Source organism: Nostoc sp., assembly GCF_036917815.1.
Lineage (GTDB): Bacteria > Cyanobacteriota > Cyanobacteriia > Cyanobacteriales > Nostocaceae > Nostoc.
In genome coordinates this window covers 16,886-28,120 of the sequence record NZ_JBALEK010000095.1, presented here as the reverse complement: position 1 = coordinate 28,120, position 11,235 = coordinate 16,886, and the positions used below count along the sequence as shown (strand labels likewise).

The 11,235-nt window shown below is 44.9% G+C and carries 9 protein-coding genes and 10 tRNA genes; 2 read left to right on the top strand and 17 right to left on the bottom strand.

Features of this window, described 5'->3' with window-relative positions:
* Positions 1-47: 47 nt before the first annotated feature.
* Complete coding sequence (locus tag V7K97_RS28845; RefSeq protein WP_334804373.1) at positions 48-1,775, bottom strand: succinate dehydrogenase/fumarate reductase flavoprotein subunit; 1,728 nt, start codon at positions 1,773-1,775, stop codon at positions 48-50.
* A gap of 184 nt (positions 1,776-1,959) precedes the next feature.
* A complete protein-coding gene (locus V7K97_RS28840) occupies positions 1,960-2,277 on the bottom strand; it encodes a hypothetical protein (protein WP_190732038.1) in 318 nt (105 codons plus the stop codon).
* Between the two features lie 611 nt (positions 2,278-2,888).
* Here V7K97_RS28840 and V7K97_RS28835 point away from each other — a divergent pair.
* Positions 2,889-3,734: a hypothetical protein gene (locus V7K97_RS28835; protein ID WP_334804372.1), complete on the top strand. Its 846-nt coding sequence runs from the start codon at positions 2,889-2,891 to the stop codon at positions 3,732-3,734.
* Between the two features lie 70 nt (positions 3,735-3,804).
* Here V7K97_RS28835 and V7K97_RS28830 read toward each other — a convergent pair whose 3' ends face one another.
* From V7K97_RS28830 to V7K97_RS28810, 5 genes are all read right to left on the bottom strand, one after another.
* Positions 3,805-5,124 carry an ABC transporter substrate-binding protein gene (locus V7K97_RS28830; RefSeq protein ID WP_334804371.1) on the bottom strand — a complete coding sequence of 440 codons (1,320 nt, stop codon included), beginning with the start codon at positions 5,122-5,124 and terminating at the stop codon, positions 3,805-3,807.
* Between the two features lie 161 nt (positions 5,125-5,285).
* Positions 5,286-5,377, bottom strand: a tRNA-Ser gene (locus tag V7K97_RS28825).
* 120 nt (positions 5,378-5,497) lie between these two features.
* Positions 5,498-6,430 carry a 15-cis-phytoene synthase CrtB gene (crtB, locus tag V7K97_RS28820; RefSeq protein WP_334804370.1) on the bottom strand — a complete coding sequence of 311 codons (933 nt, stop codon included), beginning with the start codon at positions 6,428-6,430 and terminating at the stop codon, positions 5,498-5,500.
* Entirely contained in the window at positions 6,414-7,853 is a 1,440-nt protein-coding gene (gene pds, locus V7K97_RS28815; RefSeq protein ID WP_334804369.1) for a 15-cis-phytoene desaturase, read from the bottom strand. The genes crtB and pds overlap by 17 nt, the downstream gene beginning before the upstream one ends.
* A 64-nt stretch (positions 7,854-7,917) precedes the next feature.
* Positions 7,918-8,046 carry a hypothetical protein gene (locus V7K97_RS28810; RefSeq protein ID WP_334804368.1) on the bottom strand — a complete coding sequence of 43 codons (129 nt, stop codon included), beginning with the start codon at positions 8,044-8,046 and terminating at the stop codon, positions 7,918-7,920.
* Positions 8,047-8,214: 168 nt separating this feature from the next.
* Between V7K97_RS28810 and nagZ the strand changes: the two genes are divergently transcribed.
* A complete protein-coding gene (gene nagZ / locus V7K97_RS28805; RefSeq protein WP_334804367.1) occupies positions 8,215-9,303 on the top strand; it encodes a beta-N-acetylhexosaminidase in 1,089 nt (362 codons plus the stop codon).
* A 102-nt stretch (positions 9,304-9,405) separates the two neighbouring features.
* Here nagZ and V7K97_RS28800 read toward each other — a convergent pair.
* The 10 genes from V7K97_RS28800 to V7K97_RS28755 all read right to left on the bottom strand — a co-directional run bounded on the left by V7K97_RS28800 (position 9,406) and on the right by V7K97_RS28755 (position 11,197).
* Positions 9,406-9,476: transfer RNA gene (locus V7K97_RS28800), tRNA-Lys, on the bottom strand.
* Between the two features lie 155 nt (positions 9,477-9,631).
* Positions 9,632-9,714 (bottom strand) — tRNA-OTHER (locus V7K97_RS28795).
* A gap of 7 nt (positions 9,715-9,721) precedes the next feature.
* A tRNA-His gene (locus tag V7K97_RS28790) sits at positions 9,722-9,795 on the bottom strand.
* 6 nt (positions 9,796-9,801) lie between these two features.
* Positions 9,802-9,875: transfer RNA gene (locus V7K97_RS28785), tRNA-Ala, on the bottom strand.
* Between the two features lie 5 nt (positions 9,876-9,880).
* A tRNA-Ala gene (locus V7K97_RS28780) sits at positions 9,881-9,957 on the bottom strand.
* Between the two features lie 5 nt (positions 9,958-9,962).
* Positions 9,963-10,036 (bottom strand) — tRNA-Arg (locus tag V7K97_RS28775).
* Between the two features lie 6 nt (positions 10,037-10,042).
* A tRNA-Val gene (locus V7K97_RS28770) sits at positions 10,043-10,118 on the bottom strand.
* A gap of 5 nt (positions 10,119-10,123) precedes the next feature.
* Positions 10,124-10,195 (bottom strand) — tRNA-Gly (locus V7K97_RS28765).
* A gap of 10 nt (positions 10,196-10,205) precedes the next feature.
* Positions 10,206-10,276 (bottom strand) — tRNA-Gly (locus tag V7K97_RS28760).
* A 54-nt stretch (positions 10,277-10,330) separates the two neighbouring features.
* Positions 10,331-11,197 (bottom strand): TIGR02452 family protein, encoded by an 867-nt coding sequence (locus tag V7K97_RS28755; protein WP_334804366.1) that lies wholly within the window; start codon positions 11,195-11,197, stop codon positions 10,331-10,333.
* Positions 11,198-11,235 lie beyond the last annotated feature (38 nt).

Sequence of the window (11,235 nt, the reverse complement as noted above, 5' to 3'; positions counted from 1 at the left end):
TGAAAGATAAAGTTTTTCAGCCTTCATCTTTCACACTTCATCCATAACTAATACTTCCGCTCTTTTGGTTCAAACATGGTGATGGCCACCGGTCGATATTGAATATCAATTCCAGCTGGTGAATAGTAAGCCATTGTGTGTTTGAGAAAGTTAGCATCATCTCGCTGAGAATAATCTTCGCGGAAATGAGCGCCACGACTTTCTTGACGATTCAGGGCTGATGCCAAAATAGTCTGTCCCACTACCATCAAACTTCGCAGTTCCAAGGCTTCTACAAGTTCCGTATTCCAGCAACTACCTTTGTCATCTAAATAAATCTGAGGGTATCGCTGTTGTATTTCTTCTAGTTTCTGCAAACCTTCAGTCATGAATGCCTCAGTACGGAAAACACCACAGTACTCAGTCATACAATCCTGCAAGGCTTGACGGACTTGGTTAATGCGGTATTGTCCTGGTTGTTCTAGCAAAGCTTGAATTTGTTGTTGGGCTTCTGTTATGTAATGTTGCTCATTTAGAGAGGGTAACTTACGTTTTTGCACAAATTTGGCGATCGCAGCCCCAGTTCTCTTACCATAAACTACACACTCCAGCAGTGAATTACTACCCAGACGATTGGCACCATGTACGGAAACACAAGATGTTTCACCAGCAGCAAAGAAAGCATCAACTAAACCATCGCCACTACTACGAACTTGACCATCGGTGTTAACTGGGATACCACCCATACAATAGTGATTTGTCGGGCGGACTGGCATAGGTTGAGTTACCGCGTCCACACCTACCAAACGATGGGCTTCTTCCCAACAGAAGGGAACGCGACTCATAATTTTTTCTTTACCCAGATGGCGCAGATCCAGATAGACAAAGGGTCCACCAGCACTTCCATCGAGATGAATACCACGTCCGGCGCGAATTTCGTAAGTAATCGCTCGTGAGGTAATGTCACGAGGAGCCAATTCCATGCGACTGGGTGCATAGTTCGCCATAAAGCGATCGCCTTCACTATTAATCAGATATGCCCCTTCTCCCCGTACCGCTTCCGAAATCAGCACCCCTACCGGATATAAACCAGTGGGATGAAACTGGACAAATTCCATATCTTCGAGGGGCAAACCTGCGATCGCAGTCATTGCCAAACCATCACCAGAAGAAGCGTAATCATTAGAGGTGGTATTATAAACGCGGCCATAGCCCCCAGTGGCAAACATCACCGCCTTAGCCCGTACCACCTCTATCTGTCCATCCAAAAGATGAAACATGACCACACCCTTAGCCTCATTTTCTTCCAAAATGAGACGCATCACATACCACTCTTCATAAACTTGCACCCCATAACGCCGCAAATTGTTAACCAATTCGTGCAAAATTGCGTGACCGGTCTTGTCAGCAGCGTAACAAGTGCGGTTGTGAGAATGTCCACCAAAAGCCCGTTGAGCAATGCGCCCATCGGGTAAGCGAGAGAACAAAACGCCGATATGTTCCAAGTCAATCACCACATCTGGCGCTTCTTGAGTGAGAATTGCTACAGCATCTTGGTCTGCCAAGTAATCAGAACCCTTGACAGTATCAAAAGCGTGTGCTTCCCAACTATCTTCTGAATCAACATTTTTCAACGATGCAGCCATACCACCTTGAGCCGCCACCGAGTGGGAACGAATTGGGTGGGTTTTGGCAACCACAGCAATATTTAAACTAGGGTCAGTGCGGGCAATTTCCAGAGCAGCGCGACATCCCGCCAATCCACCCCCGACAATAATCACATCATGTTCCAGCATAATAAGCCCCCTGATTGCAAACCACTGCTGTTCTATTGTAGAGAGGTGATTAATCAGGTAGTTAGAGGAATTGCGATCGCGTCTCTACAAAAAAATTCCCTGCCTATAGACAGGGATGTTATTACAAATTTTGAAATTATGAAGAGTTATGAGACAGATTGAGTAACTCCTAACTCCTAACTCCTTAGCTAGTTGCTTGTACAGGTTGTTGCTGAGACACATTACCTGGCATAGGTTCCATTTTGGTTCCCGGTCCTACAGGAGTAACTTCAATATGATTTAACAAGGTCGTGACAAACGCAAACAACAAGAAAGGTAGCGATAGCAGAACTACCAGACCTGCTGTTGCTAAAGCGTACACGGGTCGCTTGGCACCCATCAGTGCCAAGGCTGATGCCAAACTTAGGGTAATTGTAATCAACCAAACAATTATTTGACCGTAGATATCACCAAAAGTCAGAGTACAGACAAACCGATACTTTTGAATATTATTTCCGCTCATCACATTTGCCTCAAGTCTCTCCTAATAGGTTCTACGTTAGAACCATGTTTGCCTTCTAGACAATTTCTAAATATTTTTGCAAGCTTCGTAATATCACTTCACAATCAACTTTTTTTGTCACAAAGGGTAAGTTCTAGTACAGTATGGCGTAAATAGACCAACCCCCTGTTCTGTAGTCGTTACTGCGAGCATTGGTAACTCTTCCCCATTCCCCATGCCCAAGAACTACATCCCTCTGTGGGCGGAGTTTTTTATTTTTCTCGTAATTTAACGCGATGTGCAACTTAATATTCTGACCTCTGTTCCATTCTTCTCTCCTAGAAGGCTACGGTGTATACACAAGTCCTAAAAAACTAGCTTGATGAGGCTTTATCTCGTTTTCTCGTTCTCATACTCCGCATGGAAATGTATTCATTCATCTGGGCTGCTGATTCAATCTCTGACTGGAGGCAGCAGCCCCTAATCAGCCATTCCCCAGCTTTGTATGGGAACGAGATATCAGAATGGAAAAACCGATTTTTTGATGTTAAATTTTGAGTATTGCCCGAATTTGTTGACTTAAATCAACAAAAACCTTTATTTTTCGTGGCAATGTTGTTTTAGGAGTGAACGTGAATACTATTTTTTTTCGTAAAGGTGTTTTTTGGTTCCCAAGTATAGCTGCTCTTGCAGTCCTGAGTAGCGGCTTATCTGCAAATGCCCAGACAGTAGACAAGGTGAGCAGTCAGCCATTAGCCGACCCTTCCGCAACTGTAGCGTCTCCCAAGGAGTTTAGTACAGAACTAGACACTGTAAGCCAAAAACTCTCTACAGAAACAATTGAAACATTTACAGCCACAAATTTAGCTAAGGTACAGCAGTTGTCGAACCCTGCGATCGAGGAAAACGCCAGCGCAACGGCTACACCCGTTCCCGGCACAGTGGCCACCTCATCTGCGACCCTTACCTCTGAGTTTGTACAACCGACTTCTCAAACCACTTCTGAACCATCTGCTACCAAAGTGGCGCAATCGGATATTGATTTAGGTAGAACTACCCGTGGTGGCAGCAGCTATATTGGCGTGGCTGGTAATATTGGTTTGAGTGGTGCTGGTGACGCGTCTTTGGGCGACGGCAACTTCGCAGTAATCAGCAAAATCGGACTGACAAATGCTATATCTGTGCGACCTTCAGCCGTATTTGGGGACGATACCACAATTCTAGTTCCGATCACCTACGATTTTACCTTCAAGTCAGCAGATGCTTTTAGGGAACCGTTAGCGATCGCACCTTACATTGGAGTGGGTGCAGCTTACAAAACTGGTGATAATTCAAAATTGGCCTTTTTGGCATCTGCTGGTGTTGATGTGCCTCTAACTCCTCAATTCACAGCAACGGCTGCTATAAATGCCGGCTTTTTCGATCAAACTGACGTGGGCTTGTTGTTAGGAGTTGGTTACAACTTCACTGGGTTTTAAAAGTTAGAAGTTAGGAGTTAAAAGTTAAGAGTTAGTGATGTTTCACTCCTAACTCCTAACTCCTAACTTTCTACTTAGGGGTAACTTTATCAATTACCTTGATTTTGCCATCCTCTCCTACTGTCCAAACATCGTATACACCGACGACATCGCCATTAGCATCAACATCGACGTTGCCACTGGCTCCTTGGTAGTTAATCTTTTTACCATCTTTAAGTAACTTCAGTCCCTCGCAGACATCGGTAACTTCTGTGCCAGGTCCATCAGCAACTTCACGGATTTTGCTGGCTATGCCAACGCCTGTATTTTCCTTAGCTGCTTGCGCTGCCAATGTCAATAAAGCCGCCGCATCCCAAGCTTGAGGAGCATATTCCCCTGGTTCACTACCCTTTTTATCCTTCCACAGCTTGTTGAAAGCTTCTAATGCTTTACCATCAGAACCGGGTACTGTACCGATCGCTCCAGCTAAAATATATTTATCACCATCTTTGCCAACTTGGTCTGGGAAAGTAGGTGATTTCACCCCATCTGTCAGCAGAATTTGCACTCCCTTAGTCACACCTTGCTGATAGGCGGCTTTCAGGAATAGACTGCCAGTTTCAGCATACAGTACAGCCAGGACTGCATCTGGCTTCCCCGCAAAAGCAGCAGCCGCTTCTGTATCAAATGTCTGGGCTTTGGGGTCGTAGCGCACAGGCTTATCTTTATTAACGATGGTTCCACCCAATTTTTCAAAAGTTTCCACAAATGCTTTTTCAAAACCCACGCCATAATCGTTATTAATGACGACTGTAGAAACTCGTTTGAAACCTTTTTTTCTGGCAAGTTGGGCTAAAGCTAATGCTTGGTAGGTATCGGGGGGAGCTGTACGCGCCCAAAAACCTTTAAAATCGCCTTTTTTGGCTTTTTCAGTAAAGATGGGACTGGTACTACCAGGGGAAATCAGCATGACTTTATTCGGCGTGGCAATGGAGACTGCTGCACTAGAAACGCTACTGGCAAAGGAACCAACTACACCTGCTACTTTATCCAAAGTTGCCAGTTTCGCCATACCAGCAGCACCAGCTTTGGGGTCGGTTTGGTCGTCTACTTGCACCAAGGTAACAGGTTCACCATTCACCCCACCGCAAGCGTTGACTGTATCAACGAGTAAAGGTACGGAACCAAGCATCTGCTGTCCCACAGAAGCCAAGTCGCCTGTTGACGGTAGCAGTGAACCAATTTTTAACCCTTTAGCACTGCTTGTAGTAGTTGAGTTTGCTGCTGGGGTAGCGGTATTTCCGTTGTTAGCTGTGCCATTGGGGGTACTAGTATCACCACAAGCCCCAACTAAAAACCCAGTTGCTATGGTAGCTATACTGAAGGCTAAGGCGGCGCTAATTTTTCTCATAAATAACTTTCACTCCTCAGATATTTAGGAGCCTAAAAGTAAGATTCAAACTAGGTTTGTAACTTAGCTGGATCTTAATCAAGACCCCAAAGGATAAATCATATCATCCATCTTTGGGAGTAGAAGTATTTACGCTGATGCGTGTATCAGAGGCTTAAAAACGGAGAGGGAGGGATTCGAACCCTCGGTACGGAGTTGCCTGCCGTACAACAGATTAGCAATCTGCCGCTTTCGACCACTCAGCCACCTCTCCATGACTCACGAATATTAATTGTAGCAGGTTTGTTGGGGGGAGTCAATAGTCATTTTTAATTGGGCATTAGTCATTAGTCATTAGTTATTAGTGAATAACAAAGGACAAATGACTAATTTTTTAAAGGACTTGCGATCGCATCCAAGCTATAGGTAAAGTACGTAACTTTTTCCACTGGGGAACGTAAGCCCTTTGACTGAATACATCGTAATCGTTGCGTTCAATCGCCTCCAAAATTTGACCGTACAGCATTGATGCTGCCCACACTGGCCAACGGGCATCGGATGCTAAATAAGTAATTCCCTGGTCGGATGTGGTGTAAAATTGGCGAGCGCGGTCAATTTGAAAGCGCATCAACGCCCGCCAACGATCATCTACCACACCTTTGAAGAAGTCTTGCTCGGTATAGTTGAATTTTGCCAAGTCCTCAAGGGGGATGTAGATCCGCCCCCGTTTGGCATCTTCTCCCACATCCCGCAGGATGTTGGTGAGTTGATTGGCAATTCCCAGAGCGATCGCTTCTTCTGTGGGAAGATATGGTTGTTTGTTCTGCCGCCACGGTGCTGTGTATATGGTGCTATCGACACCCATAACTGACGTTGACATTAAACCAACAGTGCCAGCAACGCGGTAACAGTAGAGGTATAAATCCTCAAAGCTTTCATAACGACTGCGATATAAGTCCATACGCTGACCGGCAATCATATCCCGAAAGGGCTGAATGTCCATCGGAAAGCGCTGGAGGGTATCAACTAAAGCGACATCGTAATTTTCTAATGGGCGTCCCGCAAAAATCGATTCCAGCTGCTGTTCCCATAGGTCTAGGGTTTCTGGCGTGGTAATGGCAGATGCGGGGCCATCCACCAATTCATCTGTACGGCGACACCAAGCGTAAATTGACCAAATACATTGACGTTTTACCGGACTCATGAGCAAAGTACCCAGGTAAAAAGTCTTGGCATACTTTGCTGTGAGATGCCGACAAAGTTTGTATGACTCGTCTACAGAGACCAGCGTTTTCATGCGCGGCGGGGAATCAGGCAGTTGCAGCATTCGTTGCGGGCGGTCGGGTGAGCGTTTGCAGGTTTGAGGAATTTGCTACCGGGAGGGCCTCAGAAATCGCCTGCGCTGTCAGCTTACCAGAAAGTACGGCACCTTCCATACTGGCTAAGTAGCGTTGCATGGTGTAATCCCCGCTGAGATAGAAGTTACTAATGGGGGTTGTTTGCGAGGGACGGTACTGTTGACGACCAGGGGTCGCTTTGTAAACTGAACGGGGCGTTTTCACCACATGAGATTTCAGCAATGTTGCTGGATTGTCTCCCCCAAAGTGGTCGGGGAAGAGTTTTTCTAACTCGGCAATAGTAGCAGCCACAATCTCCTCATCGGATTTGGCAATCCAATCTTTTGCCGGGGCTAGAACTAATTCCAGCATCGAGCGTTCGGGGTTGGCGTATTCACGGCAGGTATTGCTCATATCAGCATAAACGCTTAGGAGGGGCGATCGCGAGAATAGCAAGTGATCAATTTGCGTAAGTTTACGATCAAACCACAAATGCACGTTGATCACAGGTACGCCTTCCAAGCCTTCTAGCTTTTGGAAAAACTCCATTTCCTTCCAAGGTGCTGGCAAAATCACCTTCAGAGGGTCAACCGGCATGGCAGATACATACAAATCCGCCGTGAAAACTTCATCTTTGTCCCCATTCAACCCCCGAATCAAGTATCCTTTGACGCTACCATCGGCGTTTAGCAAAATCTCTTTCAAAGGGGCATTCAAACGGACTTCTCCACCGCTTTCGGTGATGTAATCCACTAGTGGCTGACACAATCGTTCTGTGGGCGAACCATCCAGAAAGGCCATTTTCGAGCCATTTTTCTCCTGGAGGAAACGATTGAGGGCAGTTAAAAGAATCGTTGCCGAAATTTCATCTGGGTCGATGAAGTTCAGCGACTTGGCCATGGCAATAAAAACTTCTTTATTAACCCGTTCTGGAATGTTGTGTTTCCGCAGCCAATCTGTCCAGGAATATTTGTCCATTTCTTCAACGTACTTTTGCCCCTGAATCATGACCGGCAATAACCCGATGCCAAAGCGGATTTTTTCTGGCCATCTCAGCATATCGTTGTTTCGCAGAATTGCCACTATACCATTAATCGGTGCTGGCAAATCTGGGAAATCAAAGCGGCTATAAGTACCTGGTGCATCCGGCTGGTTGAAGATCATTGTGTGTTCTTTCCACTGCAACCGATCTTCAATGTCCAGTTCTTTAAATAACTGCAACATATTGGGATATGCGCCAAAAAAGATGTGCAGACCTGTTTCGTACCAGTCTCCATCAGCATCTTTCCACGCGGCCACTTTACCGCCTAGAACGTCTCGACGTTCCAAGACAATGGGTGTGTGACCTGCATCTGTAAGATATTTCGCGCAGGAAAGTCCTGCTAGTCCCGCTCCCGCGATCGCTACTCGCATGTAACCCTACTGCTCTTCAATATTTCTTAACCGTTTTATCGTTCTCATTATACGTTGCAATCCGTTACATTTGGCAGTTATTGTGCGATCGCTTCCCCAAAAAACTTTTGCCAAAGGGAATTTTACCTATGCACACCTGTCCAAGCAAATTATCAATACCATTGTTGGCAATAGGTTTGAGCAAGCATTTCATCTATCTTTACATCAAGGAATTTTAGGCAAACAAAAGTATTTCCTTTGACTGAAAATAGGTAATCTCAAAAGCAGTTGATTTTTTTGGTAATCTGTGTATCTAATCTGAGAAAATATCTAGGGTACTGGTTAAAGAGTGCTATTGAACAACTCAGTTAGGTAAAAGATTATGAGTGGATCGCAGGAGCTAAAACGCTTTGGACATCACCTGATTTTAGGTATTTCCGGCACTAAATTAAGCGATGACGATAAACGCGCACTCAATGAATTGAAACCGATTGGGGTGATCTTTTTCGCTAAGAACTTTCAGGATGGCACCCCATATCAGGTTTGGCTGGAAAGCTTCAAGGATTTAAACAGGCAGATACGAGAATATACTGAACGTGATTCCATGTTCATCACTCTCGATCATGAGGGAGGTCGTGTAATTCGTACACCACTGCCAATTACCCGCTTTCCTTATGCTTTGTTGTTGCGATCGCACGCCTACGAAGTAGCAAAAGCCACATCGGTAGAACTAAAATCATTGGGAATCAATTTATCATGGGCACCTGTAGCAGATATTTTTTCCCATCTCAACAACCCTGTGATTGGGCCTCGCGCCTTTGGTAGCACTCCCGAAACTGCTACTCAAGGTGCCCGTGACTATTACCTTGGACTTCGAGATTCAGGAATTTTGGGATGCGCCAAACACTTCCCCGGACATGGAGACACCAGCAAGGATTCTCACATTGAGCTACCAATACTCAATTTAACTTTAGAAGACCTACGACTTCGAGAACTGATACCCTTCAAAACCTTAATCGAAGTCCAGATTCCTTTGATCATGACTGCTCATATCTTATTTCCCAAGATAGATGCCGAAGCGCCAGCAACCCTTTCCCTGGCTATCCTCAAAACCGTACTTAGAGAAGAACTTGGCTTTGAGGGAGTGGTTGTATCTGACGACTTAGATATGAAAGCGATCTCAGATATGTTTATGAAAGCTGGTACTGTGGCGCGGTCATTTCATGCAGGTTGTGACCTGTTTATTGTCTCACGCAATATCAACTCATCATCTATAGAAAGAACTTATCAGATTGCTGAAGATTTTGCTGATTCGCTCACTAACGGTAGCTTAGATGAAGCAGTGGTCGAAGCAGCTAGAGAAAGAATTGAGAAACTACTGGCAGTAACACCGCAATATCCCGTACATACTCTGGATAAAGATATATTATTGCAACACGCTCAACTAGCGATCGCAAGTTGCTATTCATAACCCAACGTGCATTCAAGTTACATATTAGCGATTGCCAAAAGTCCAACTAAAATTGCATTTCTTAAATTTTGAATTTTGAATTTTAAATTTTTAATTGTTTAATGGGTGGTATAGGGGTCGAACCTATTTCTGCGGGTTAAAAGCCCGCTGCACAGCCGTTATGCCAACCACCCTAGTTAATTTGAAAAAGAAATGAGCAAGTGCGATCGTATTACACCGCAATCTTTGTAACACAAAACCTAGATATAAATCCACCTGGGAGGTACTGCCCCTCCTATTTCTGTGTTATCAGCACAGTGCCTCGCTTTTCGGCTCCAGGTGGAAAAAGAGGAAGATGGAGGAATCGAACCCCTACAGTTGCCCATACCCTGGTTTTCAAGACCAGTTGCCGTCCATTCAGCGGCATCTTCCATTGAGGGGCGTCTGACGGGACTTGAACCCGCTATGACTGGTTCCACAAACCAGCGCCTCGACCACTTTGGCTTCAGACACCATCAGTGGAATCAATGGGAATTGAACCCATAACCTCCTGCTTGCAAGACAGGCGCTCTAGCCATTTGAGCTATGACCCCATATTTGGTGGATACTGGTCGGAATCGAACCGACAACCTTCTAACAGCCAGTTAGACGCTTTACCAATTAAGCTACAGACCCATAGGCGGGAGTGGTAGGACTCGAACCCACAACTTTCGAGGTAGAAACTCGAAGCTCTATTCCATTGAGCTACACTCCCAATATTTGGTAGTCCTGGCAGGAATCGAACCCGCAACATTCTTCTTGTAAGGAAGACACTCTACCAATTGAGTTACAGGACTACGCAAGCGAGTGGAGGGACTTGAACCCACGCACTGAGTATGGCGTACTCAGATGCTACCGATTACATCACACCCGCAAGTTTTTAAAGCGGATAACGAGACTTGAACTCGTGCCTAGAGTTTGGAAGACTCGAATCCTAGCGTTACACCATATCCGCACTATTTAAAATCCAATATTCTTTTTAGAGATTGCTATTCGTTAGGAAAAATCTTTATGAATTCGAGGGAAATCGCCTTTGAAATTCTGCAAAAATCCTGCTTTCTTTGCTCGAATCGAGAACCGAAAATAGAACGCTTTTAAATTTACCCCAAAATTGACCATTCGGTAATAAGAAGTCTGCAAACATCTGAGCAACCATTGATGGATCGTTTCTAAAAACACCACATCCCCAAGCTCCTAAAATTAAGGCATCGCAACCTTTATAAGTAGCCAGAGATAATAATTTTTCACCGCGTTTATACAAGATTTCTCTGATTTTTTCTACACTTTCAGGCTCTTTTTTCCAAACTTGACCAGCATTAGGAGCGCAACTCGTAATAAAATCGACCAAATAAGCTTCTTCGAGCAGAGTGCCATCATCTTTTCGGAATACTGGACAACCGGGAGAGTAAATGATGCGATCGGAGTAGAGCAAGGATTTATGAGCGCGATGAAAATCGTAGTATTCGCGACATTTCAACAAGCTTTTGTACAGTGCAGAACTGCGTGTTAAGCTTTCTTCTTGAGCATGAGCGCCTTTGATAAATCCACCACCAGGATTTTTAGCAGAAGCAAAATTGAGAACTCCAATTCTTTCAAATTTCTGCGTAGGCGTAGCCCGTCGTAGACATCGCGCTGTGCGTTCGGCTCCCATAAGCGTTGTCTCATTTTTCAGTGAGAATTCAGTCTTTGCAAATTGAGAATTACCTGAGAGAATATTTCGAGCGATCGCTGAAAGAGTTTCCGGCTCGTAGTATTCCGTCCCAGCAATACAGGATACTAATTCTCGGCCAATATTAATTTGCTTACCTTCAGGAGAGAAGTAGTGACCGGCTTCGAGAATTTTTAGGGTGTCTTGAGCGATCGCAATTCGTTTCATACTTTTTCATAGGATTTCCTAGTTACAAATTGTCTCAC

Coding starts and splice junctions, on each gene's coding strand:
- V7K97_RS28845 (WP_334804373.1), bottom strand. CDS start 1,775: ATGCTGGAACATGATGTGATTATTGTCGGGGGTGGATTGGCGGGATGT.
- V7K97_RS28840 (WP_190732038.1), bottom strand. CDS start 2,277: ATGAGCGGAAATAATATTCAAAAGTATCGGTTTGTCTGTACTCTGACT.
- V7K97_RS28830 (WP_334804371.1), bottom strand. CDS start 5,124: ATGAGAAAAATTAGCGCCGCCTTAGCCTTCAGTATAGCTACCATAGCA.
- crtB (WP_334804370.1), bottom strand. CDS start 6,430: ATGCTGCAACTGCCTGATTCCCCGCCGCGCATGAAAACGCTGGTCTCT.
- pds (WP_334804369.1), bottom strand. CDS start 7,853: ATGCGAGTAGCGATCGCGGGAGCGGGACTAGCAGGACTTTCCTGCGCG.
- V7K97_RS28810 (WP_334804368.1), bottom strand. CDS start 8,046: ATGAAATGCTTGCTCAAACCTATTGCCAACAATGGTATTGATAATTTG.
- nagZ (WP_334804367.1), top strand. CDS start 8,215: ATGAGTGGATCGCAGGAGCTAAAACGCTTTGGACATCACCTGATTTTA.
- V7K97_RS28755 (WP_334804366.1), bottom strand. CDS start 11,197: ATGAAACGAATTGCGATCGCTCAAGACACCCTAAAAATTCTCGAAGCC.